Genomic DNA, 21,637 nt, shown 5'->3' with positions numbered 1-21,637 from the left:
ACATGAAGAAAGCGCTTCTGGTGGTGAGTTTCGGCACCAGCTATCACGACACTTGTGAAAAAAATATTGTGGCCTGTGAACGGGAACTTGCCGCCAGCTGCCCCGATCGCACGCTGTTTCGGGCCTTTACCTCCACAATGATCATTCGCAAGCTCAAACGCCGCGACAATCTGCACATCGACACCCCCTTGCAGGCCCTGCAAAAACTGGCCGACCTGGGCTATCAGGATGTGGCGATCCAGTCGTTGCATATCATTAACGGTGACGAATACGAAAAAATTGTCCACGAGGTACAAACCCTGCGGCATCTGTTCAAACGCATGGTGATCGGTGCACCGCTGCTCAGTAGCCACGACGACTACATGCTTCTGATGCAGGCGCTGGCTCGCCAGATGCCGACGCTGGCAGACGGTGAAAAAGTGGTGTTTATGGGCCACGGGGCGAGCCATCACGCCTTCGCCGCTTACGCCTGCCTCGACCACATGATGGCGTCGCACCGTTTCCCGGCGCGTGTCGGCGCAGTGGAAAGCTACCCGGAAGTTGACGTGCTGATAGACAGTCTGCGCCGCGAAGGTATCAGTGCGGTGCACCTGATGCCACTGATGCTGGTGGCAGGCGATCACGCCATTAACGATATGGCGTCCGATGACGAAGATTCGTGGAAAACGCAGTTTGAACGTGTCGGGATTGCGGCAACGCCGTGGCTGCAGGGACTGGGTGAAAACCCGGAGATCCGCGCGATGTTTGTCGCGCATCTGCATAAGGCACTGAGCGAGTCACTGGAGGCAGCGGCATGAGCGGCAGACTGTACGCATTAGGGATTGGCCCCGGTGCCAGCGACCTTCTCACTGTGCGCGCCGCGCGCGTTCTCGGCAAGCTTGATGTGCTTTATGCCCCGGCAGGGAGAAAAGGGGGCGACAGCCTTGCGCTCTCAATCGTGCGGGAATATCTGGGCGAGCAGACGGAAATCCGCTGTACCCACTTTCCGATGAGTGCCGACAGTGCGGAAAAAGAGGCCGTCTGGGATGAAGTGGCCGCCGCGCTTAGCGCAGAAACCCGTGCCGGAAAGCAGGTGGGTTTCATTACCCTGGGTGATGCCATGCTGTTCAGCACCTGGGTCTTCTTGTTGCAGCGTCTGGGGCGCCCTGACTGGCTGGAAATCGTGCCTGGGGTGACCTCTTTTGCCGCTATTGCCGCGCGTACGCAAACGCCGCTTGCTATGGAGCAACAATCGCTGGCGGTGGTCTCCTGTACCGCGCCGGAGGATGAGATTAAACAGGCGCTGGCGAATCACGACAGCCTGGTGCTGATGAAAGTCTATGGCCGCTTCGCACGCGTCAAAGCGTTGCTGGCCGATGCCGGATTGCTTGACCGCGCAGTGATGATGGCCGAAGCGACCCTGCCGGGAGAACAGTGCTGGCGGCAACTCGCTGAGGTAAGCGACGAACAGCCACTGCCGTATTTTTCGACGATTCTGGTGAATAAACAGTGGGAGAGGCTATGAAACGGGAACAACAGCTTAAACGCCTGTCGTTAAGCGGGCTGGCAGCAGGCCTGTTGCTGCTTGTCGTACCGGAGCAGGCATTTGCCATGCACATCATGGAAGGTTTTTTACCGCCGATGTGGGCACTGGCCTGGTGGATGTTATTTCTTCCTTGCTTGTGGTACGGGCTGGTACGCCTGCGCCACATTGTGGCGGAAGAGAGTAACCAGAAGGTACTGCTGGCGCTTTGCGGTGCGTTCATCTTTGTGCTGTCGGCGCTGAAAATTCCGTCCGTGACGGGCAGTTGTTCGCACCCGACTGGCGTGGGTCTGGCGGTTATCCTTTTTGGACCGGGTGTGGTAGCTGTTCTCGGCGCGATTGTACTGCTGTTTCAGGCGCTACTGCTGGCGCACGGCGGCCTGACAACGCTTGGGGCAAACGGCATGTCGATGGCGGTGATTGGGCCTGTCGTCGGTTATCTGGTCTGGCAGATGGCCTGCCGCGCAGGTATTCGCCGTGATGTCGGGGTTTTCTTATGCGCCATGCTCGCCGACGTGGTGACCTATTTTGTCACCTCTGTACAGCTTGGCGTAGCGTTCCCGGACCCGCAGTCAGGGGCGACCGGTTCCATCGTCAAATTTATGGGTATCTTCTGCCTGACGCAGATCCCCATTGCGATTGCTGAGGGGCTGCTCACGGTGATGATCTATGACCAGCTCACCAAACGTCAGTTGATCACCGCGCAAGGACATTAAGATGAAAAAGACACTGATTTTACTCTCGATGGTTATCGCACTGGTGATTCTGCCGTTCTTTATTAATCACGGTGGTGAGTACGGCGGCTCTGACGGCGAGGCGGAAAGTCAGATTCAGGTTGTCGCGCCGCACTATAAACCCTGGTTTCAGCCGCTGTATGAACCGGCCAGCGGTGAAATTGAAAGCCTGCTTTTTACCCTGCAAGGATCGCTGGGTGCGGCGGTTATTTTTTACATTCTGGGCTACATGAAAGGCAGACAGCGTGCTAACGAACGGGCTTGATCGGCTGAGCTACCAGAGCCGCTGGTTCTCTGTTGCCCCGGAACGCAAATTCTTTCTCTGGCTGGCGATGATGATCCTGGCGTTTTCGCTCCCCCCTGTCGGGCAGGGCGCGTTGCTGGTGATGCTGGCAGCCTTTACCTGCTGGCTGCTGCGTATTTCGTTCTGGCGCTGGTTACGCTGGATGGCGATCCCCACCGGTTTTCTGCTGGTGGGGGTAGTGACAATACTGTTTAGCATTACCCGGCAGCCGCAGCACTTGTTGGCGGGCATTCCACTGGGAAGCTACTGGCTGGGTGTGTTGCCGGAAGGGCTGGCGATGGCCAATGCGACCCTCTGGCGCAGCCTGGCGGCGCTGGCGGCCACCTTCTGGCTGGTGCTGAACCTGCCGTTTCCGCAGCTCATTGTGTTACTCAGAAAGGGGCGAGTGCCGCGTCTGCTGACTGAGCAAATTCTGCTGACCTGGCGGTTTATTTTTATCCTGCTGGAAGAGGCGGCTGCCATTCACCGGGCGCAAACCCTGCGCTTTGGCTACCGAACTTTACCGCTGGGCTACCGCTCGCTGGCGATGCTGGTTGGGCTGTTATTTACCCGCGTGTTGCTGCGCTACAAAGAGATGGCAACCACGCTGGATATCAAACTCTATCAGGGTGATTTTCACCTGTAAGGAATGGCATGCTGGCGACCGACGGGTTGTGGTTCAGTTATCAGGAAGAGCCCATTCTGAAAGGGTTAACGCTCGATTTTTCGCGCCAGCCGGTTACCGGGCTGGTGGGGGCAAACGGCTGCGGCAAATCGACGCTGTTTATGAATCTGAGCGGTATTTTACGCCCACAGCAAGGGGCGGTGTTGTGGCAGGGAAAACCACTTGATTACAGCAAGCGCGGGCTGCTTGCGTTGCGCCAGCAGGTCGCGACCGTGTTTCAGGATCCCGAGCAGCAGATTTTCTACACCGATATCGACAGCGATATCGCCTTTGCCCTGCGCAATATTGGCGTGGCGGAAGATGACATTGTCCGGCGTACCGACGATGCGCTGACCCTGGTGGATGCGCAATCTTTTCGCCATCAGCCGATTCAGTGCCTGAGCCACGGGCAGAAAAAACGCGTCGCCATTGCCGGGGCGCTGGTCCTGCAGGCGAAATATCTGCTGCTGGATGAACCTACCGCCGGGCTGGACCCCTCCGGGCGCATGCAGATGATTGCGATTATTCAACGGATTGTGGCGCAGGGAAATCATGTGGTGATTTCCAGCCATGATATTGATTTGATTTATGAGATTTGCGATGCGGTGTATGTTCTGCGCCACGGCGAAATGTTGGCATACGGTACGCCTGGCGATGTGTTTGCCCGCAAAGCGCAAATTGAACAGGCCGGATTAACACAACCCTGGCTGGTAAAACTGCATACCGAACTGGGTATGCCGCTGTGCAAAAGTGAAGCTGAATTTTATACCCGTATGCGGGGAACGCACATTAAGGAGGCGTCATGACGCTGGCGATTATGCTGCAGGGTACGGCATCAGACGTGGGTAAAAGCGTACTGGTGGCGGGGCTGTGCCGCATTCTGTATCAGGATGGATTAAAGACCGCCCCTTTTAAATCGCAGAATATGGCGCTCAACTCGGGTATCACCCCGGACGGACAAGAGATGGGGCGTGCGCAAATTTTTCAGGCGGAAGCGGCGGGCATCGTTCCGGATGTGCGGATGAACCCGGTTCTGCTCAAACCCACCAGCGACCGTAAAGCGCAGGTGGTGTTGATGGGCAAAGTGGCGAGCGATATGGACGCCGTCAGCTATCACGACTACAAACCGCGTCTGCGCGAGCAGATTATTAGCGTCTACCAGAGCCTGAGTTGTGAATACGACGCCATTGTGCTGGAAGGCGCGGGCAGCCCGGCCGAGATTAATCTGCGCGATCGCGATATCGTCAATATGGGGATGGCGGAGATGGCCGGTTGCCCGGTGGTGCTGGTGGCCGATATCGACAGGGGTGGTGTTTTCGCCGCGATTTATGGCACCCTGGCGCTGTTGCAGGAGCACGAACGCTGGCGCGTGAAAGGGATCATCATTAATAAATTCCGCGGCGACGTGGCTCTGCTGACGCCTGGTATCAAACAGATAGAAGCGCTGACCGGGGTGCCGGTGCTTGGTGTGATGCCGTGGCTGGAGGTCGATTTAGAAGACGAAGACGGCGTGGCGCTGCAGCGTGGCAAATATCTTCGCAGCGGCGAGCGGGCCATTGATATTGCCGTCGTGCAGCTGCCGCACATCGCTAATTTCACCGATTTTAACGCTCTCGCTGCGCAACCGGACGTGCGCGTACACTATGTTCGCTCACCGTCAGAATTGCACAATACCGACCTGATCATCCTCCCCGGCAGTAAAAATACGCTGGGGGATCTCGCCTGGCTGCAGGAGAGCGGACTGGCGCAGGCGGTTTTACAGCATCATCGTCAGGGGGGGCCGGTACTGGGGGTCTGCGGCGGCTACCAGATGCTGGGGGAAACCATTATCGATGAGGTGGAATCAGAGCTGGGTACGCTGCCGGGTCTGGGGTTGCTCAATACCGTCACCCATTTTGCGCAAAACAAAACCACCACGCTGGTAGCGGCCTCCGTCCAGGGCGAACTACCTGGACTACTGGCGGGCTGTGGACATATTCCTCTGCACGGTTATGAAATCCATATGGGCGAAACCAGCCTGTCGGAAGGGTGCCGGCCGATGTTGTGGCTGGAAAAAGAAGGGCAACGTATCGCCGATGGTGCGGTGAGTGAAGACGGGCTGGTATCTGGCACCTATCTGCACGGGCTTTTTGACAGCAACGATTTTACCCGCACGTTGATTAACACGCTGCGTGTGCGCAAAGGTTTGCCGCCGCTGGACAGCACGGTGGATTATGCCCACTACAAAGCGCAGCAGTTTGACCTGCTGGCTGACGCCATGCGCAGGCACATCGACATCGAGAGGATCTATCAGATTATGCATCAACATCAGGAACGCGCATGTTAACGCTGGTTACAGGTGGGGCGCGCAGCGGCAAAAGTCGTCACGCCGAATCGCTGGTTGCAAACGCGAAGGGGGTTCTCTATATCGCCACTTCGCAAATTTTTGATGAGGAGATGGCGGCCCGCATTCAGCACCATCGGGATAGTCGCCCGGCACACTGGCGCACCGAAGAGCGCTGGCACGATCTGGCCGATATCATTACCGCCGATAACCCTCCGGATGAGGCCATTTTACTGGAGTGCATTACCACGATGGTCACCAACCTGCTGTTCGCGCAGGGTGGCGACAGCGATCCGGATGGCTGGGATTATGCGCGGCTGGAAGCGCAGGTGCAGGAAGAGATCGAGCGGCTTATTGCTGCCTGCGCCCGTTGCCCGGCTCCGGTAGTGCTGGTGACCAACGAAGTGGGGATGGGCATTGTGCCTGAGAACCGCCTGGCGCGGCATTTTCGCGATATCGCCGGGCGAGTGAATCAACGTCTGGCGCAGGCCGCTGATAACGTCTGGCTGGTGGTGTCGGGGATCGGAGTCAAAATCAAATGATCAGGTTGTTCTTTGCCACGCTGTCGTTTATCAGCCGTTTGCCGGTGCCGTCCCGCCTGGTTCAGGGGCTGGAGGTACAGGATTATGTACGCGGCATCGTCACCTTTCCGTTTGTCGGTGTAGTACTTGGCGGCATCAGTGGTGGCCTGTTTATGTTGCTCCAGCCCTGGTGTGGCGCGCCGCTGGCGGCACTCTTTGCAGTACTGGCTCTGGCGTTGCTGACCGGCGGGTTTCATCTCGACGGATTAGCGGATACCTGCGATGGCGTCTTTTCTGCCCGCACGCGTGAGCGGATGCTGGAGATCATGCGCGACAGCCGCCTGGGCACTCACGGAGGGCTGGCGCTGGTGTTTGTGCTGGTGGCGAAAATCCTTGTTATCAGCGAACTGTCCCTGCGTGGGCTTGCTATTGCGGCTGCGTTATCCGCGGCCTGTGCCGTCGGGCGAGGCTGCGCGGTGGTGATGATGTATGGCCATCGCTACGCCCGTGAAGAGGGGCTGGGCAATTTGTTTATCGGCAAGGTGACTTTCACGCAGACCGTTATCACGCTGGCGTTTGCGCTGCTGGTGGCGGTGGGGCTGGAAGGTATGCGCGGTCTGACCGCTGTGCTGATAACCGCACTGGCGATTTTTCTGCTCGGCCTGCTGCTTAAACGCACGCTGGGCGGGCAAACGGGCGACACGCTGGGTGCCGCCATTGAACTGGGTGAACTGGTTTTCCTTATAGCGCTGCTCTGAGCGGCTCTTACCACTACTGAGAATTCCTATGCAAACACTGACTTCGTTACTGGCAGCAATTCCCGCGCTCGATCAGGGTGCGATGGCGCAGGCGCAACAGCATATTGATGGTTTACTCAAGCCGCCCGGAAGTCTTGGGCGTCTGGAGTCGCTGGCGGTACAACTCGCCGGGATGCCGGGGTTAGGTGGTAAACCGCAGTCAGGTAAGAAAGCCATCATCGTGATGTGCGCCGATCATGGCGTCTGGCACGAAGGGGTGGCGATTTCGCCGCAAGTGGTAACGGCGATCCAGGCGGCGAATATGACGCACGGCACCACGGGCGTTTGCGTGCTGGCAGCGCAGGCCGGGGCGAAAGTGCATGTGCTGGATGTCGGTATCGACAGCGATCCGATCCCCGGCCTTATCAATATGAAAGTTGCGCGTGGCAGTAACAACATTGCCACGGGGCCGGCAATGAGCGCCACGCAGGCGCAGGAGTTGCTGCTGGAAACCATCCGCTATACCCGCGAACAGGCTGCCGATGGCGTCCAGCTTTTTGGCGTGGGTGAATTAGGTATGGCAAACACCACGCCGGCGGCAGCCATTGTCAGCGTACTGACCGGGGAAGAGCCGGAGTCGGTTGTGGGCATTGGCGCAAATTTGCCGGAGTCGAAGCTTGCGCATAAAGCGCAGGTGGTGCGTCGCGCCATTCAGATTAACCAGCCTGATGTAAACAATGGGCTGGATGTGCTGGCGAAGGTGGGGGGGTTTGACCTGCTGGGGATGACGGGCGTGATGATCGGTGCCGCGTCATGCGGCCTGCCAGTGGTTCTCGACGGGTTCTTATCCTATGCTTCTGCGCTGGCGGCGTGCCGTATCGAGCCGAAAGTGAAGGATTACCTGATCCCGTCACATCTTTCGGCGGAGAAAGGGGCGCGTATCGCCCTGCAAAACCTCGGTCTGGAGCCGTATCTCAATATGGGGATGCGCCTGGGCGAGGGCAGTGGCGCGGCATTAGCCATGCAGCTTGTGGATGCCGCCTGTGCCATGCACAACAAGATGGGAACGCTGGCTAACAGCAATATTGTATTGCCCGAAAGCAAGTAAGATATCCCCGGTGGCGCGATGCTTACCGGGGTGACATGATGTGTTCGCGCCTCTCCCTTTGGGGAGAGGGACTTACCTTCCTGCCTGCATCACCTGCAACAACGTATCCAGCAGCCCGGGAAAACGGGCGTCCAAATCTTCCCTGCGTAACGAAATCATATTTTCCCGCCCCTGTGGACGCTGCCAGACCACGCCGCTGTCGCGCAGCACGCGCCAGTGATGGGTCATGGTGGATTTCGCCACATCCTCCGGGCGCAATGCATTGCAACTCAACTCACTGCCATCGGCGAGTCGCCTGATCATCGACAGCCGAAGAGGGTTACCAAGGGCAAAAAGGACGTTTTCCAGCAATATTTGTTCGGTATCGGGGTGGTTCGCAATCATAGTTTTCCTGAGTCGGCGGTTGCTCTGCTCATCATGAGCAGCAGCCCGTATCGGCGGCTGGCCGGTAATATACCCGATGCGTACAGGTACGGCTATGCGCCATGCATCAGGTCCAACAATCTCAATGATAGCGCAAAATTTCAAAATAGTACTAGAATACTCGTACAATTGGACTATCATAGTCTGCGAAACCAAAACGGCCATATCGGCCATTTATTGTCAAACTGACTAAGGACGCATCATGCCCCGACCCATCCCCCTCGAACGTTATCGCAACATCGGTATCTCCGCGCACATCGATGCCGGTAAAACGACAACCACAGAACGCATCCTGTTTTACACCGGGATGAGCCACAAACTGGGTGAAGTACACGATGGCGCGGCAACAACCGACTGGATGGAACAGGAGCAAGAGCGCGGGATTACCATTACATCCGCGGCAGTAAGCTGCTTCTGGCCAGGTATGGACAGAGGTTATGAGCCGCATCGCATCAATATCATCGACACCCCAGGGCACGTGGATTTTACCATTGAAGTGGAACGCTCCATGCGTGTACTGGATGGCGCAGTGATGGTTTATGACTCCGTTGGCGGCGTACAACCGCAGTCGGAAACCGTCTGGCGGCAGGCCAACAAATACCATGTGCCGCGCCTGGCGTTCGTCAACAAAATGGACCGCCCCGGCGCGGATTTCTTCCGCGTGGTGCAGATGATGATTGACCGCCTGAAAGCGAACCCGGTGCCGATTGTTATCCCTATCGGCGCAGAAGAGCATTTCACCGGCGTGGTGGATCTCATCAAAATGCGCGCCATTGTCTGGGACGACGCCACACAGGGTATGACATTCAGCTATGCCCCTGTGCCGGATGAACTGCTGTCCACCGCTCAGGAGTGGCGTGAAAAAATGGTCTCTGCAGCAGCCGAAGCCAGCGATGAACTGATGGACAAATACCTGGAAACGGGCGATCTGGACGAAGCTGAAATCATCGCCGGGCTGCGTAAACGCACCGTGGCCGGGGAAATCCAGCCGATGCTGTGCGGTAGCGCCTTTAAAAATAAAGGGGTGCAGCGCATGCTCGACGCGGTGATTGAATTGATGCCGTCGCCGCTGGATATTCCGGCGATTCAGGGCGTGGACGAAAAAGGCCAGCCTGCGGAACGTCATCCGAGCGATGACGAGCCGTTCTCGGCCCTGGCGTTCAAACTGATGACCGACCCGTACGTGGGTCAACTGACCTTTATCCGTGTCTATTCCGGCGTGCTGAAAAAAGGCGACGCAGTGTGGAACCCGGTGAAAGGCAAAAAAGAGCGTATTGGTCGTATCGTGCAGATGCATGCCAACGATCGCCATGAAGTCGACGAGCTGCGGGCGGGTGATATTGCCGCCTGTGTTGGGCTCAAGGATGTGACCACCGGTGACACGCTGAGTGACCCGGATGCGGTGATAACCCTTGAACGCATGGAATTCCCGGAGCCAGTAATTTCGCTCGCGATTGAGCCGAAAACCAAAGCGGACCAGGAGAAAATGGGTATCGCCTTGCAGCGCCTGGCGTCTGAGGATCCGTCGTTCCGCCTGCACACTGACGAGGAGTCCGGCCAGACGATCATTTCCGGGATGGGTGAGTTACACCTGGAAATTATCGTTGACCGTATGAAACGTGAGTTTGGCGTGGAAGCGAATATCGGGCGTCCGCAGGTCACCTATCGCGAGACCCTGCGTAAAGCGGTGAAAGAGATCGAAGGGAAATTTGTACGCCAGTCCGGTGGTAAAGGTCAGTACGGCCATGTTGTGCTGAGCCTTGAACCGCTGGAGCCGGGGAGTGGCTTCGTGTTTGAAGATGCCACCAAAGGCGGCGTGGTACCGCGCGAGTATATTCCGTCTGTGGAAAAAGGGCTGCGCGAAGCCATGAACAACGGCGTGCTGGCGGGTTATCCGGTGGTGGACGTGAAAGCGACCCTGACGTTTGGTTCGTATCACGACGTCGACTCTTCGGAAATGGCCTTCCGTATGGCGGCGATCTTCGGTTTTAAAGATGGCGCGCGCAAAGCGGACCCGGCGATCCTTGAGCCGATTATGCATGTGGAAGTGGAAACGCCGGAAGAGTACGCCGGGAATATTATGGGCGATCTCTCTTCCCGTCGCGGGATGGTGCAGGGCATGGAAGAGCGTTTCGGCAGCCAGATTATCCGCGCCGACGTACCGCTGGCGGAGATGTTTGGTTACTCCACCACGCTGCGTTCCATGTCGCAGGGCCGTGCGACCTACAGCATGGAGTTCCACCATTACGCGGAAGCCCCGCGCAATGTGGCAGACGACATCATTGCCAGCCGCGCCAAAGCGTAACCTGTTGGCTGTAAATCAAAACCCCGCTCCGGCGGGGTTTTTTATGACGCAGGTTTCCATTCACTCTCGCCCGCACGTAACCCGGATTAGCAAAGCGCCATCCGGGATCTCTGCGATTCACGCCCTTCCCGGATGGCGATGTAAACGCCTTATCCGGGCTATCCGTTTTTCCCTGTCCACTTTGGGGAGAGGGGCAGGCCACACACAAGCCACCTGCGGACTACCCTCCACTTGCAACATAGCCAATCCGGTAATTCTCGTGACTCGCCTGCGGCGCATCGCCAACAACTACCTGCAACCACTGCCAGCGGCTGACATCCCAGGCGCAAAGTTGCCCCTCGGGTGGCAGGACCGAAAGGTCACTGTGTGCGGCAATTTGCTGTTTTCTTATCGACAGCCAGGCACTATTGCGCACCTTATCAATACCGGGCAAACGCAGCGCCAGCCAGGTATCAACCTGCGGCCAGCCAAAATCCTCAGTCAGCTTTTTAAAGCCGGGGCTCTGTAAAAATCGCGCCATCGCACCGGCATCTTTCCAGACATACAGGGGGGCGTAGCGGTTCTCAGCGCAATGTGCGTCCTCGCGCCGGGAGACCAGGTACGCCTTGAACAGCAGACCAGGAAAACCATCGAGCTTCGCGCCGTTTTCCCGGATGCGTGCCTCAATCACCGCCATGTCGTAGTCGGCGGGCAGGGTAAAGCGGTATTGCATCACAATCATCACGCCTCCTCCGACTGCAATCGGCCCTGGCTGAAACTCCATTCGTCCACGGTATTGAACTGGATCATCACCATCACATCATTCGGGTGAATATCCAGCGCGCTCTGTAGCCGTTGGCATAGTACGCGGCAGAGATTTTGCTTCTGTTCACGCGTTCGGGGTTTTCCCGCCAGGATATGAAACTGAATGAAATTATCGCTGCGCCCGCCGCTTTTATAGTGCTGGTCAAACACGCGCTGGCGGGCGGGCAGCGTTTCAAAAACCTGAAAGCGATCGCCGGCTGGGACGGTAAATTCGTCTTCCAGCGTGCGCTGCAGGATGTCGGAAATCTGTGTTATTTGCGCGTCGCTATATCCCTGACGCAGAGTAATGCGAGTGAAGGGCATACGCTTACTCCTCTTCCAGACAACCGAGGGCAGAAACTGCCGCAGGCCAGCCCGCGTAAAATGCCAGATGGGTGAAGGCTTCGGCTATTTCTTCGCGGTTCAGACCATTTTGCTGCGCGAAACCGATATGCCAGGGAAGCTGCTGCACACGTCCCAGCGCCGTCAGCGCACCCAGTGTGAGCAGGCTGCGCTCGCGCGGGGAAAGCGCCTCTCGTTTCCAGATATCATTGAACAGCACGTCCTGACTCAGTTCGGCCAGCTTCGGCGCGACGCGGGCCAGAGTTTCACGATCAAGAGACTTCGCCATGATTTTCTCTCCGTATTGACAGTAAAGCGATTCTGGCGCAATAGTTTCATCCTGAAAATCAAATTATATGCGACTAACCATCCCGTATTTCAGGACGATTATGGAAAAACTTCCCCTGACGCTTGACCTCGACGCGCTGCGCAGTTTTGTGACCGGTATTGAATGCGGCAGCTTTGCGCTGGCGGCAAGCCGCTTGTGCCGATCGACCTCGGCGGTAAGCGCACAGCTTAAAAAGCTGGAACACCAGTGCGATGCCGAACTGGTGGTGAAGCAGGGTCGCCATCTTGCGTTAACCCGCAACGGCGAGATCCTGATGGGCTATGCCCGCCGCCTGCTGGCGCTCAATGACGAGGCGCAGCGTGCGTTGAAAGGCGAACTGCTCCAGGGGGAGATCCGTATTGGTATGCAGGAAGATTTTGGCGAATCGCTGATGCCTGGCATTCTGGGCGAGTTCAGGCGCCACCATCCAGGGCTGCGCATCATCGCCCGGGTTGACCGCAACCAGGCGCTGCTCTCGGCGCTCAATGACAACGCGCTGGATATGGCACTCCTGTGGCAGTCGGAAAATCCCCCGCGCGAGGGCAAACTTCTCGGGCAGTGTCAGCTTGAGTGGATACAGCATCCGGAGCTGGAGATCAGCACCTTACTGGCACAGGGTGAGCCGTTGCCGCTGGTGATGTTTGAAAACCCGTGCCTGATGCGCTCGCGTGCCACCGCCTGTCTGGATCGGGCGGGGATTGCCTGGCGTGTGGTGTTTGTCAGCCATAGCCTGAGCGGCATCTGGGCGGCGGTACAGGCGGGGCTGGGTATCACGCTGCGAACGCGTGTCGGGATGCCAGGCAACCTGCGCGTTGCCGGAGGCATTTTGCCGTCACCGGGTAATCTGGGGATTATGCTGGTGCACGGGCAGGAAAATGCAGCAGATACCGGTGCGCGGGAGAAGCTGGGGCAACTGATGGAAGCGGCATTATTGAATGTGAGATAACGCGTTTACCCGCATGTCGGTCAATTAATTTGATGCATTATGTTAAACAAACGATATTTATTCTCATCAGGTAATGCGTAGAGTAGTGAGCATCAAAGGCAGTGGCGTTATGTGCTGCCGACATTTCCCTGAGAATAAGGACTCACGTCATGAAAAAGATTGGATTTTTGTCATTTGGTCACTGGACGCCGTCGCCGCAGTCGGGAACCCGTTCGGCCGCTGACGCGTTGCTGCAATCCATCGATCTGGCGGTTGCCGCCGAAGAACTGGGGGCCGATGGCGCTTATTTCAGGGTGCACCATTTTGCGCGTCAGTTAAGCTCGCCGTTCCCGCTGCTGGCGGCGATTGGGGCAAAAACCCATAAAATCGAGATTGGTACTGGCGTCATCGACATGCGTTACGAGAACCCGCTCTATATGGCAGAAGATGCGGGGGCGGCCGATTTGATCTCCGGCGGGCGTTTACAACTCGGTATCAGCCGTGGCTCCCCGGAGCAGGTTATTGATGGCTGGCGTTACTTCGGATATGCCCCGTCGGAGGGAGAGAACGAGTCTGATATGGCTCGCCGCCACACCGAAGTGCTACTGGATGTGCTGCGTGGCGAAGGTTTTGCAAAACCGAATCCGCAGCCGATGTTCCCGAACCCGCCGGGCCTGCTGCGTCCTGAGCCTTTTTCCGACGGACTGCGTGAACGTATCTGGTGGGGCGCAGGCTCTAACGCCACAGCTGTATGGGCGGCGAAGCTGGGGATGAACCTGCAAAGCTCGACGCTGAAAGATGATGAAACCGGCGAGCCGTTCCACATTCAGCAGGCAAAACAGATCCGTGCTTATCGTGAAGCCTGGGCGGAAGCTGGGCACACCCGTACACCACGGGTTTCGGTCAGTCGCAGTATTTTTGCGCTGATGAACGATCAGGACCGGATGTATTTCGGCTCAGGCCGTGACGACAGCGATAAAGTCGGTTTTCTTGATGAGAAAACCCGTGCGATTTTCGGGCGCAGCTTTGCCGCCGAGCCGGACAAGCTTGTCGAACAGTTGAAACAGGATGAGGCGATTGCCGAGGCGGACACCTTATTGCTGACGGTGCCGAATCAGCTGGGCGTGGAATACAACGTGCATGTGATTGAGTCTATCCTCAAACATGTTGCTCCGGCGATGGGCTGGCGCGATTAATAAAGCCAATAACGCCTCGTGCTGTTTGACCGGCGAGGCGTTACATTCACATCGCTGACGGCTGCGTTTGCGGCTGTAGCTGATAGATCCATGCGGTGAGCTGTTCGCCATTTGTGGTGGTGACATCAACCTCAACGCGATCGTAGCCATCTTCAAATTCATCCAGCATGGGCCAGTGCGCCTCAAGGTTTTCAGAGATAAACAGGTAACCCTGAACCTGCGGCCCGCCCTTTTGCAAAACAATTCCCGGAAAATCCGCCGCCGCACCCCAGCCGCGTTCATAAAACGTGCCCGTCACATATCCAGGTAGCCACTCGCCGCCGATGTTTTCCAGAATAAAGGCATTAGAGTGACCCGGACGGAGTGTCCCGTAGACAAACAAACGTTCCATTTTCCCTCGTTAGCTCACGCAATATTGCCCCTCAGTGGGGAAAGAAGTCTCTTAAAATAAGAGGTTATCACGCACGTCGCAACCCGTTCCTCATCACGTTTTATTATTGCTTTGCGACCAATGTCTGACGCGGCGTATTACCAGAACCGCCACCAGGGATTATGTTCAACAAGGTATTGATCGAGGTGTTCAGTGATATGGCCTTGTTCTTCCGGGATAGCCTGCAATCTGACGTGCATGACCTTGCCTTTGACCCAGAAGAACAGCGATAGCCCACTTTCATAAGCTAAAAAACTGGAACCAACAAACTTCCAGACTTCACCTTTACAGCGGGTAACGCCATCGTAATCAACGAAGGTTTTTGCCACTTTATAGTATTTACCGGCAACCAGGTGGGCACAGGTTTGTTTGAGCTGGCGGGTGTCCATGTGGGGGCTCTTATAAATGACCTGTTCTGATTATACTGGCCCGTTGGGGCCTGCGAACACATATTATATCTGGCGGTATGAATGCTATTTTGCTGCTGGTTATTACACAGGTCATGTTTCCGCTGTTGTTTAAATGGAAAGCTTATTTCCGTTTGAATCCAGGTAATTACCTAAGCGTACTACGGTGCAGTTATGTGGGAAGTAATACGCGCTGCTTTATTATTTAATGACGATTGTTACTGCCCGATTACCCGTACTGTAATTTTTTACCAGCAAAAGGATATGGCTTCGAATGGTTGTTAGTGGAGGAGGGTGAACGACTGAGGAGGGATAACCAGATGATAGAAATGCAAAAAGCAGACGTCAGTAAACGTCTGCTTTTCTTAAATTTGGCTCCTCTGACTGGACTCGAACCAGTGACATACGGATTAACAGTCCGCCGTTCTACCGACTGAACTACAGAGGAATCGGTGTGGAGTCGTATCTTAGCGGCGAAAAAAGTTTTGTCAAACCTGATTTCAGACGCTTTTGTGCAACTGCCGCAAATCACGGCAGTTTGCTGTAATTAACAACAATTTTTTGGAAATGCTTTGCAGGATCACGAATTCTCCCCCATCATTTGAAATGAAGTTTCATCTTTCTCACTAAGGTCAATTTTGAACGTCGTCGCCCCGATACGCCAGGCTATCATGCGCACGCCATGGTACGCCAAACGCAAGAGCTATAAGGTCCTGTTCTGGCGTGAAATCACGCCGCTCGCCATCCCCATCTTCCTCGAAAACACCTGCGTCCTGTTAATGGGCGTGCTCAGTACCTTCCTTGTCAGTTGGCTCGGTAAAGAAGCCATGGCAGGGGTGGGGCTGGCCGACAGCTTTAATATGGTGATCATGTCGTTTTTCGCCGCGATTGATCTTGGTACCACTGTTGTCGTGGCATTCAGCCTCGGCAAGCTCGATAAAAAGCGGGCGAGGGCGGCAGCGCGTCAATCGCTGGTGATAATGACCCTGTTCTCCATCATTCTGGCGGCGGTTATTCACTACTTCGGCACGCAAATCATCGACTTTATCGCCGGGGCGGCCACGCCGGAGGTCAAAGCGCTGGCGCTGACTTATCTGGAACTCACCGTGCTGAGTTATCCGGCGGCGGCTATCGCGCTTATCGGTAGCGGCGCGCTGCGTGGGGCCGGGAACACTAAAATTCCGCTATTGATAAACGGCGGGATGAATATCCTCAACATCATTATCAGTAGCATCCTGATCTACGGCGCGTTCTCCTGGCCGGGGCTGGGTTTTGCCGGTGCCGGGCTGGGGCTGACCATTGCCCGTTATATCGGCGCGATTGCTATTATCTGGGTGCTGATGATTGGCTTTAACCCGGCGCTGCGCATCCCGCTAAAAAGCTATTTCAAGCCGCTTAACTTCGCCATTATCTGGGAAGTCATGGGAATTGGGATTCCGGCGAGTATCGAGTCGGTACTGTTTAACGGCGGGAAACTGCTGACGCAAATGTTTGTCGCCGGGATGGGAACCAATGTTATTGCCGGTAACTTTATTGCCTTCTCCGTCGCCGCGCTGATTAACCTCCCCGGTAACGCCCTGGGCTCGGCATCGACCATTATTACCGGCAAGCGGCTGGGTAAAGGGCAACGCGGCCAGGCTGAACGACAGCTACGTCATGTGTTCTGGCTGTCGACCATAATATTGACGCTTATCGCGTGGGGTACGGCGCCCTTTGCCGGGCTGCTGGCGTCGTTCTATACCCATGAAGAAGACGTAAAAGAGGTGGTCAAGACGCTTCTGTGGCTGAACGCCGCGTTTATGCCAATTTGGGCCGCGTCGTGGGTGCTTCCTGCGGGGCAGAAAGGGGCGCGTGATGCCCGTTTCGCCATGTGGGTATCGATGCTTGGCATGTGGGGATGTCGCGTCGTGGCGGGCTACACGCTTGGGATTATGCTCGGAATGGGCGTGGTCGGCGTGTGGCTCGGTATGGTGCTCGACTGGGCGGTGCGCGGTGCGCTCTTCTACTGGCGTATGGTGAGCGGTCGCTGGCTGTGGAAATACACGAAAGTACCGCGAGATCACACGTAAGCGCTTCATTTTCCCGCAGAGTGGAGAATAAATCGGCAAACGGACATTTTTGTGAAAACAGCCTTTGACAAGGGCTGGAGGCCTCGTTAATATGCGCCTCGTTCACACGATTCCTCTGTAGTTCAGTCGGTAGAACGGCGGACTGTTAATCCGTATGTCACTGGTTCGAGTCCAGTCAGAGGAGCCAAATTTGAAAACCCGCTTAAGGCAACTTAAGCGGGTTTTTGCTTTTCTGCTTCCTCCACTTCGCGTTTATCTGCGCCGTTCCAGCAGCACGAAATAGACGATGGTCATCACCAGCACAATCAACAGCAAAATCAGCGCGGCGGCGGCCCCTTCGTTGAGTGACAACCCCAGAAACGCCCGGCGATAGGCAAAGAAGCTCAGCACTTCGGTAGCATTACCTGGCCCGCCACGGGTCAGGATATAGGGCAGATCGTAGGTACGAAGCTCGTTAATCAACTGAATCACAATCGCAATCGCCGAAACCGGACGCAGCATCGGCAGGGTGATATACCAGAACTGCTGTAAGCTGTTGGCACCGTCAATTTCGGCGGCCTCGTACGGATCTTTAGGCAGTGACGCCAGGCCCGCGGCGAGGATCAGCACCACAAATGACATCTGCTGCCAGACATCAATAAATACCATGCTCCAGAACGCAAGCGTAGGGTTACCCAGCCAGTCGACGCCAGGCAGGCCAATGCTTTGCAGCATATGGTTGATAATGCCGAGGTTCGGTTGCAGCAACATCCGCCAGATCAGCGCCACGCTCACCGGCGACATCGCCATCGGGATAGTCAGTAAAGCGAAATAGACCGGGCGGGTCTTCACCACTTTGTTGAGCATCAGGGCGATACCCAGCCCGACAATAAATTCACCGGTCACCGTCAGTAATGAATAACGGATAGTCAGCCAGGCAGAGTGCCAGAACGTATCGCTGCCAAGCACGCTGATAAAATTATCCAGCCCTGCGAAAGGGAAGATCTCCGCATGCATCAGCGTATACGACGAAAAAGCCAGTACAACGGAATAGATAACAGGGAAGCCGAGCACAATCGCCAGAGCCAGCAACCCAGGCAGGGCGAATGCCCAGCCTGTTACGCGGAATCTGTCTATTGTTAAACGGTACTTCGGTTTCACGCTAAATTCCTCAGCTAAAGCCATCTGCCGGCCCCCTTTGTCTTATTTCACCAGCAACTTATCCAGTTGGTCGGATGCATTTTTCAGCGACTTGTCGACGGTATTTTCGCCACTCGCCAGCAGGGACAACTGCGTCCCCAGAACATCTTCATACTGAGCGGAATAGGAGAAGACCGGGAAGGATTTGCCGGACGCCACAATATTCAGCGCGTCTTTATAGTAAGGATACTTTTTCAGTACCTCGGCATTTTCATAGACGTCTGAGCGAACAGGCGCGTGCCCCTGCAATGCGCGTGCAGTCGTGACCTCTTTACTCTGTACCCACTGAATAAAGGTCCAGGCGGCCTGTTTTTCTTTATCTGAGACGTTCTTCGGAATACCCCAACCCCAGCCGCCGCTCTCCCCGTGACCACCCGGAACGGTTGTCAGCGCGAGTTTACCGGCCACGGCCGGGCAGGCGGTGGCATTATCCAGCTGTGGCAGCATCCACCAGTAGGTCAACATACTGAATGCTTTACCGCTGCACATCAGGCGCACGGTATCGTCGAGGGTGGCGGAAAGCGCACCGGTCTGTGCGGCATTCTTGATGGCATCCGCATACAGCGTCATCGCTTTATTCCCCGCCGGGCTGTTCAGGGCGGATTTGCCTTTATCATCTACATAAGCGCCGCCGCTGGAGAACAGGTAATTCGAAAACTCCATGCTGTTCGGATCGCCGCGCTGTCCTTGCATAGCCGCTCCAGCCATATCACTGTTCTTTTTAATAAATTTGGCAAGCGTAACGTACTCTTCCAGGGTTTTTGGCTGCTCAAGCGGTTTTTTAAACTCCGCCTGATAGGCGCTCTTTATTTTCTCATCCTGTAACACATCCGTGCGGTAAATCAGCCCCATGGAATAGTTGTACATCGGGATCAGCGTGGTTTTATTGGCCGTCACATTAATCAGCGACACGGTGGCCGGAATAAAAGCCGACATATCAAAGTTAGATTTTTTCACATCCGGCGTGAGGTCAGCCAGCCAGCCGGCTTTGCTGAATTCCCCCGCCCACAGAAAATCCACTTCCAGCAGGTTGTAGTAGCTCTGCGACTGAATCAGTTGCGAAACCAGCTTGTCATGCATATCGCCGTAACCGATTTTCTCGAACTGTACTTTAATGTGATACTGCTTCTCGAAATCAGGCAGCATTTTTTCAATGATCTTCGTCTCCGGAACATCTTCCATCAACGCACGCAGCACAACATCTTCCGCCCGAACGGACGCCGAAAGGCTAAGGACTATCAGACCCGATAACAATGTGACTTTCTTACGATTCAACATAATTAACTCCTGGAGAAGGTGCCGGAGTGTTAACGGCGACAATTTTCTGTCTGGATGGCATGACTTTACTTAACACCGCCGAAGGTGAGCCCTTTGACGATGTAACGCTGAATAAAATGTGAGGCGACCATCAGGGGCAGGACGGCCAGCACAATACCTGCCGAAACCTTGCCAATCTGTACGCCGTTCGACGTCTGTAGCGCGGCAAGCGACACCGGGACCGTTGCGGTCTCTGGCCCGCTAAGCACCAGCGCAAAAAGGAACTCATTCCACGACAGGATGAACCCCAGCACGGCAGAAGCCGCAAGACCCGGCAGCGAGACGGGCAGCACCACATGCCAGAACGCCCCCCAGGCAGTGGCACCGTCGGTCATCGCCGCCCACTCCAGATCAACCGGAATCCCTTCGAAAAAACCCATCAGGATCCAGGTCAGAAACGGCAGGTTTAGCGCGGCATAGACCAGCGTCAGCCCAAACAACGAGTTAGTCAGCCCAACGGTTCGCAGCATGGCGAAGGCGGGTAACACAAGCGCCACCGCAGGCAACATCTGGGTCGCCAGCATAATAAAGCGCGCCGCTTTACCGCCGGTTTTAAAGCGGGCGAAGGCATAGCCGGTAGCGGCGGCAAACGGCAGGGCGAGGACAACCGACCCGGTAGCGACAATCAGGCTGTTGGCGTAGTGACGTAAAAAGCCGTTGTCCTCAATCAACGAACGGAAATTTTCCCCGGAAAAATGCGGGAAGATATCGCTGCTGTAAGCCATTGATTCCGGCACCAGGCTGGTTCTCACAATCCACAGTACCGGCAGCAAAATTGAAAGACAGGCCAGCACCAGCCCCGTATGAAGTCCAATTTTTCGTAGCATGTTCGCTCCTCACGCTCCGATGGCGTCAACGTTGTCCGGGGTTTTACGGCGAGCAACCACATCTCCACTGTCGGGGTGAAACAGATGCAGTGAATTGGGATCGAGCCAGATGCTGAGTGTCTGGCCCGCCTTCGGGTGCGTATGATGATCAAGGCGTATCACCACTGGAACCTTACCGAGCGTGCCACTGACAATGTTTTCCGCGCCCAGCGCTTCCACCCCGCTGACGGCAATCTCGAGCGGGATCCAGTCCGGTCTGCGTGGATGGGCGTGAAAATCTTCTGGTCGCACGCCGAGTGTCATCTGTTTTCCCGCCAGGTTTTGATAGTCGGCGGCCATCCAGCCCGGTACCGGGAGCTGCGGACCGTCGGACAGTTGCAGGCTGACATCCGTGCCCGTCTGTTGCACAAGGCAGGGGAGAAGGTTAATGGACGGGGAGGAGAGAAAACGGGCAACAAATGTGTTTACCGGGTAGTTGTAGACTTCCAGCGGAGTCCCGCACTGGATCAAATGACCATCACGCATGATGCAAATGCGATCCGCCATCGTCATGGCCTCAACCTGGTCATGGGTAACGTAGACCATGGTTTTGCCCAGGCGACGATGAAGCTTAATCAGCTCGCTGCGCATCTCGCCGCGCAACTGGGCATCCAGGTTTGACAGCGGTTCATCTAACAAAAAGGCCTGCGGTTCACGCACGATAGCGCGGCCCAGCGCGACGCGCTGGCGTTGCCCGCCGGAAAGCGCTGCTGGTTTGCGGTGCAGCAGTTTATCCAGTCCCAGCATCGCGGCGCTCTCGGCCACTTTACTGTTGATCACATTGCCCGGAACGCCACGCATTTTCAGGCCGAAGGCCATGTTTTCGGCAACGGTCATGTGCGGGTAGAGCGCATAGCTCTGGAACACCACGGCAATATTGCGATCGCGCGGCGCCACATGACTCACATCGCGCCCGTCGATTAACAATGTGCCATCGGTAATACTTTCAAGTCCGGCGATCATGCGGAGCGTGGTGGACTTTCCGCAGCCGGAAGGGCCAAGAAAGATAACAAATTCACCATCCCGGATGTGCAAATTCACATTACGGACGCTGTGCTGATTGCCGTTGTAGGATTTCGACACGTTCCGTAATTCAATGGAGGCCATATTGGGTTACCTCTGTTACGTGTTGCCCGTCCTGGGACTGGTGACATCCATGTTCGGTTTTGTTCGAA

Annotated in this window: 25 protein-coding genes and 2 tRNA genes; 16 read left to right on the top strand and 11 right to left on the bottom strand. The window is 56.0% G+C overall.

The features are described 5' to 3' along the window. Window positions 1-2 precede the first annotated feature (2 nt). Genes cbiK through cobT form a run of 10 tightly spaced genes read left to right on the top strand, consistent with a single transcriptional unit; the run spans window position 3 to window position 7,892 of the window. Window positions 3-797: a sirohydrochlorin cobaltochelatase gene (gene cbiK, locus AAIG39_RS05495; RefSeq protein ID WP_090087383.1), complete on the top strand. Its 795-nt coding sequence runs from the start codon at window positions 3-5 to the stop codon at window positions 795-797. Next, entirely contained in the window at window positions 794-1,504 is a 711-nt protein-coding gene (locus AAIG39_RS05490; RefSeq protein ID WP_249569400.1) for a cobalt-factor II C(20)-methyltransferase, read from the top strand. The genes cbiK and AAIG39_RS05490 overlap by 4 nt, the downstream gene beginning before the upstream one ends. Further along, window positions 1,501-2,238 (top strand): cobalt ECF transporter S component CbiM, encoded by a 738-nt coding sequence (cbiM, locus tag AAIG39_RS05485; protein ID WP_090087376.1) that lies wholly within the window; start codon window positions 1,501-1,503, stop codon window positions 2,236-2,238. Before AAIG39_RS05490 ends, cbiM begins: the two co-directional genes overlap by 4 nt. Before the next feature lies 1 nt (window position 2,239). Further along, window positions 2,240-2,521, top strand: a complete 282-nt coding sequence (locus AAIG39_RS05480) for an energy-coupling factor ABC transporter substrate-binding protein (protein ID WP_090087374.1) — start codon at window positions 2,240-2,242, stop codon at window positions 2,519-2,521. Beyond that, the gene (locus tag AAIG39_RS05475; protein ID WP_090087370.1) at window positions 2,502-3,185 is read left to right on the top strand and encodes an energy-coupling factor ABC transporter transmembrane protein; all 684 of its coding nucleotides are present in this window, start codon (window positions 2,502-2,504) and stop codon (window positions 3,183-3,185) included. Before AAIG39_RS05480 ends, AAIG39_RS05475 begins: the two co-directional genes overlap by 20 nt. Before the next feature lie 8 nt (window positions 3,186-3,193). Next, window positions 3,194-4,009, top strand: coding sequence for an energy-coupling factor ABC transporter ATP-binding protein (locus AAIG39_RS05470; RefSeq protein WP_343193355.1), 816 nt, complete (start codon window positions 3,194-3,196; stop codon window positions 4,007-4,009). Next, window positions 4,006-5,529, top strand: a complete 1,524-nt coding sequence (locus AAIG39_RS05465) for a cobyric acid synthase (RefSeq protein ID WP_343193354.1) — start codon at window positions 4,006-4,008, stop codon at window positions 5,527-5,529. The genes AAIG39_RS05470 and AAIG39_RS05465 overlap by 4 nt, the downstream gene beginning before the upstream one ends. Then, window positions 5,523-6,068, top strand: coding sequence for a bifunctional adenosylcobinamide kinase/adenosylcobinamide-phosphate guanylyltransferase (gene cobU / locus AAIG39_RS05460; RefSeq protein ID WP_343193353.1), 546 nt, complete (start codon window positions 5,523-5,525; stop codon window positions 6,066-6,068). Before AAIG39_RS05465 ends, cobU begins: the two co-directional genes overlap by 7 nt. Beyond that, window positions 6,065-6,805: an adenosylcobinamide-GDP ribazoletransferase gene (gene cobS, locus AAIG39_RS05455; RefSeq protein WP_343193352.1), complete on the top strand. Its 741-nt coding sequence runs from the start codon at window positions 6,065-6,067 to the stop codon at window positions 6,803-6,805. The genes cobU and cobS overlap by 4 nt, the downstream gene beginning before the upstream one ends. A gap of 28 nt (window positions 6,806-6,833) precedes the next feature. Beyond that, a complete protein-coding gene (cobT, locus tag AAIG39_RS05450) occupies window positions 6,834-7,892 on the top strand; it encodes a nicotinate-nucleotide--dimethylbenzimidazole phosphoribosyltransferase (protein ID WP_090087356.1) in 1,059 nt (352 codons plus the stop codon). A gap of 72 nt (window positions 7,893-7,964) precedes the next feature. On the opposite strand, the gene AAIG39_RS05445 is transcribed toward cobT, so the two are convergent. After that, on the bottom strand, window positions 7,965-8,276 hold the full coding sequence (locus AAIG39_RS05445) for an ArsR/SmtB family transcription factor (RefSeq protein WP_090087353.1): 312 nt from the start codon (window positions 8,274-8,276) through the stop codon (window positions 7,965-7,967). A gap of 241 nt (window positions 8,277-8,517) precedes the next feature. On the opposite strand from AAIG39_RS05445, the gene fusA reads away from it, so the two are divergent. Continuing rightward, the gene (gene fusA, locus AAIG39_RS05440; RefSeq protein WP_090087350.1) at window positions 8,518-10,620 is read left to right on the top strand and encodes an elongation factor G; all 2,103 of its coding nucleotides are present in this window, start codon (window positions 8,518-8,520) and stop codon (window positions 10,618-10,620) included. Between the two features lie 220 nt (window positions 10,621-10,840). On the opposite strand, the gene AAIG39_RS05435 is transcribed toward fusA, so the two are convergent. From AAIG39_RS05435 to AAIG39_RS05425, 3 genes are read right to left on the bottom strand one after another with little or no spacing between them, the layout of a single operon-like run. After that, a complete protein-coding gene (locus AAIG39_RS05435) occupies window positions 10,841-11,341 on the bottom strand; it encodes a DUF4865 family protein (RefSeq protein WP_090087347.1) in 501 nt (166 codons plus the stop codon). After that, a complete protein-coding gene (locus tag AAIG39_RS05430) occupies window positions 11,341-11,727 on the bottom strand; it encodes a tautomerase family protein (RefSeq protein ID WP_090087345.1) in 387 nt (128 codons plus the stop codon). Before AAIG39_RS05430 ends, AAIG39_RS05435 begins: the two co-directional genes overlap by 1 nt. Before the next feature lie 4 nt (window positions 11,728-11,731). Continuing rightward, complete coding sequence (locus tag AAIG39_RS05425) at window positions 11,732-12,034, bottom strand: carboxymuconolactone decarboxylase family protein (protein WP_090087533.1); 303 nt, start codon at window positions 12,032-12,034, stop codon at window positions 11,732-11,734. A 100-nt stretch (window positions 12,035-12,134) separates the two neighbouring features. On the opposite strand from AAIG39_RS05425, the gene AAIG39_RS05420 reads away from it, so the two are divergent. Together AAIG39_RS05420 and AAIG39_RS05415 are read left to right on the top strand one after the other, a co-directional pair. Continuing rightward, window positions 12,135-13,019, top strand: coding sequence for a LysR substrate-binding domain-containing protein (locus AAIG39_RS05420; protein ID WP_249569390.1), 885 nt, complete (start codon window positions 12,135-12,137; stop codon window positions 13,017-13,019). A gap of 149 nt (window positions 13,020-13,168) precedes the next feature. Continuing rightward, entirely contained in the window at window positions 13,169-14,194 is a 1,026-nt protein-coding gene (locus AAIG39_RS05415) for an LLM class flavin-dependent oxidoreductase (protein ID WP_343193351.1), read from the top strand. Window positions 14,195-14,240: 46 nt separating this feature from the next. Here AAIG39_RS05415 and AAIG39_RS05410 read toward each other — a convergent pair whose 3' ends face one another. The 3 genes from AAIG39_RS05410 to AAIG39_RS05400 form a co-directional block, all read right to left on the bottom strand. After that, a complete protein-coding gene (locus AAIG39_RS05410) occupies window positions 14,241-14,585 on the bottom strand; it encodes a gamma-glutamylcyclotransferase family protein (protein WP_343193350.1) in 345 nt (114 codons plus the stop codon). A 137-nt stretch (window positions 14,586-14,722) separates the two neighbouring features. Then, the gene (locus AAIG39_RS05405; RefSeq protein WP_090087333.1) at window positions 14,723-15,013 is read right to left on the bottom strand and encodes a DUF3601 domain-containing protein; all 291 of its coding nucleotides are present in this window, start codon (window positions 15,011-15,013) and stop codon (window positions 14,723-14,725) included. 390 nt (window positions 15,014-15,403) lie between these two features. After that, window positions 15,404-15,479, bottom strand: a tRNA-Asn gene (locus AAIG39_RS05400). Window positions 15,480-15,485: 6 nt separating this feature from the next. Here AAIG39_RS05400 and AAIG39_RS25665 point away from each other — a divergent pair. The 3 genes from AAIG39_RS25665 (at window position 15,486) to AAIG39_RS05390 (ending at window position 17,287) form a co-directional block, all read left to right on the top strand. Beyond that, entirely contained in the window at window positions 15,486-15,578 is a 93-nt protein-coding gene (locus tag AAIG39_RS25665; protein ID WP_425503257.1) for a DUF5951 family protein, read from the top strand. An 88-nt stretch (window positions 15,579-15,666) separates the two neighbouring features. Beyond that, window positions 15,667-17,100 (top strand): EmmdR/YeeO family multidrug/toxin efflux MATE transporter, encoded by a 1,434-nt coding sequence (locus AAIG39_RS05395; protein WP_343193458.1) that lies wholly within the window; start codon window positions 15,667-15,669, stop codon window positions 17,098-17,100. Window positions 17,101-17,211: 111 nt separating this feature from the next. After that, window positions 17,212-17,287, top strand: a tRNA-Asn gene (locus AAIG39_RS05390). A gap of 65 nt (window positions 17,288-17,352) precedes the next feature. Here AAIG39_RS05390 and AAIG39_RS05385 read toward each other — a convergent pair. From AAIG39_RS05385 to AAIG39_RS05370, 4 genes are all read right to left on the bottom strand, one after another. Continuing rightward, window positions 17,353-18,264, bottom strand: a complete 912-nt coding sequence (locus tag AAIG39_RS05385) for a carbohydrate ABC transporter permease (RefSeq protein ID WP_090087327.1) — start codon at window positions 18,262-18,264, stop codon at window positions 17,353-17,355. An 18-nt stretch (window positions 18,265-18,282) separates the two neighbouring features. Then, window positions 18,283-19,557, bottom strand: a complete 1,275-nt coding sequence (locus AAIG39_RS05380) for an extracellular solute-binding protein (protein WP_343193349.1) — start codon at window positions 19,555-19,557, stop codon at window positions 18,283-18,285. Window positions 19,558-19,622: 65 nt separating this feature from the next. Then, window positions 19,623-20,423, bottom strand: coding sequence for a carbohydrate ABC transporter permease (locus tag AAIG39_RS05375; protein ID WP_090087322.1), 801 nt, complete (start codon window positions 20,421-20,423; stop codon window positions 19,623-19,625). A 9-nt stretch (window positions 20,424-20,432) separates the two neighbouring features. Further along, window positions 20,433-21,569, bottom strand: a complete 1,137-nt coding sequence (locus AAIG39_RS05370) for an ABC transporter ATP-binding protein (RefSeq protein ID WP_343193348.1) — start codon at window positions 21,567-21,569, stop codon at window positions 20,433-20,435. Between the last annotated feature and the right edge of the window lie 68 nt (window positions 21,570-21,637).

Source organism: Phytobacter palmae (assembly GCF_039409775.1).
Lineage (GTDB): Bacteria > Pseudomonadota > Gammaproteobacteria > Enterobacterales > Enterobacteriaceae > Phytobacter > Phytobacter palmae.
This window is presented reverse-complemented; position numbering and strand designations above follow the sequence as displayed.

What these genes read in the sequence shown, in the direction of transcription:
- AAIG39_RS05425 (WP_090087533.1), bottom strand. Translation starts at nt 12,034, where the DNA reads ATGGCGAAGTCTCTTGATCGTGAAACTCTGGCCCGCGTCGCGCCGAAG.
- AAIG39_RS05470 (WP_343193355.1), top strand. Translation starts at nt 3,194, where the DNA reads ATGCTGGCGACCGACGGGTTGTGGTTCAGTTATCAGGAAGAGCCCATT.
- AAIG39_RS05410 (WP_343193350.1), bottom strand. Translation starts at nt 14,585, where the DNA reads ATGGAACGTTTGTTTGTCTACGGGACACTCCGTCCGGGTCACTCTAAT.
- cobS (WP_343193352.1), top strand. Translation starts at nt 6,065, where the DNA reads ATGATCAGGTTGTTCTTTGCCACGCTGTCGTTTATCAGCCGTTTGCCG.
- AAIG39_RS05385 (WP_090087327.1), bottom strand. Translation starts at nt 18,264, where the DNA reads ATGGCTTTAGCTGAGGAATTTAGCGTGAAACCGAAGTACCGTTTAACA.
- AAIG39_RS05445 (WP_090087353.1), bottom strand. Translation starts at nt 8,276, where the DNA reads ATGATTGCGAACCACCCCGATACCGAACAAATATTGCTGGAAAACGTC.
- AAIG39_RS05380 (WP_343193349.1), bottom strand. Translation starts at nt 19,557, where the DNA reads ATGTTGAATCGTAAGAAAGTCACATTGTTATCGGGTCTGATAGTCCTT.
- cbiK (WP_090087383.1), top strand. Translation starts at nt 3, where the DNA reads ATGAAGAAAGCGCTTCTGGTGGTGAGTTTCGGCACCAGCTATCACGAC.
- AAIG39_RS05370 (WP_343193348.1), bottom strand. Translation starts at nt 21,569, where the DNA reads ATGGCCTCCATTGAATTACGGAACGTGTCGAAATCCTACAACGGCAAT.
- AAIG39_RS05465 (WP_343193354.1), top strand. Translation starts at nt 4,006, where the DNA reads ATGACGCTGGCGATTATGCTGCAGGGTACGGCATCAGACGTGGGTAAA.
- fusA (WP_090087350.1), top strand. Translation starts at nt 8,518, where the DNA reads ATGCCCCGACCCATCCCCCTCGAACGTTATCGCAACATCGGTATCTCC.
- cbiM (WP_090087376.1), top strand. Translation starts at nt 1,501, where the DNA reads ATGAAACGGGAACAACAGCTTAAACGCCTGTCGTTAAGCGGGCTGGCA.
- AAIG39_RS05415 (WP_343193351.1), top strand. Translation starts at nt 13,169, where the DNA reads ATGAAAAAGATTGGATTTTTGTCATTTGGTCACTGGACGCCGTCGCCG.
- AAIG39_RS05420 (WP_249569390.1), top strand. Translation starts at nt 12,135, where the DNA reads ATGGAAAAACTTCCCCTGACGCTTGACCTCGACGCGCTGCGCAGTTTT.
- AAIG39_RS05375 (WP_090087322.1), bottom strand. Translation starts at nt 20,423, where the DNA reads ATGCTACGAAAAATTGGACTTCATACGGGGCTGGTGCTGGCCTGTCTT.
- AAIG39_RS05490 (WP_249569400.1), top strand. Translation starts at nt 794, where the DNA reads ATGAGCGGCAGACTGTACGCATTAGGGATTGGCCCCGGTGCCAGCGAC.
- AAIG39_RS05405 (WP_090087333.1), bottom strand. Translation starts at nt 15,013, where the DNA reads ATGGACACCCGCCAGCTCAAACAAACCTGTGCCCACCTGGTTGCCGGT.
- AAIG39_RS05480 (WP_090087374.1), top strand. Translation starts at nt 2,240, where the DNA reads ATGAAAAAGACACTGATTTTACTCTCGATGGTTATCGCACTGGTGATT.
- AAIG39_RS05430 (WP_090087345.1), bottom strand. Translation starts at nt 11,727, where the DNA reads ATGCCCTTCACTCGCATTACTCTGCGTCAGGGATATAGCGACGCGCAA.
- cobT (WP_090087356.1), top strand. Translation starts at nt 6,834, where the DNA reads ATGCAAACACTGACTTCGTTACTGGCAGCAATTCCCGCGCTCGATCAG.
- AAIG39_RS05435 (WP_090087347.1), bottom strand. Translation starts at nt 11,341, where the DNA reads ATGATTGTGATGCAATACCGCTTTACCCTGCCCGCCGACTACGACATG.
- cobU (WP_343193353.1), top strand. Translation starts at nt 5,523, where the DNA reads ATGTTAACGCTGGTTACAGGTGGGGCGCGCAGCGGCAAAAGTCGTCAC.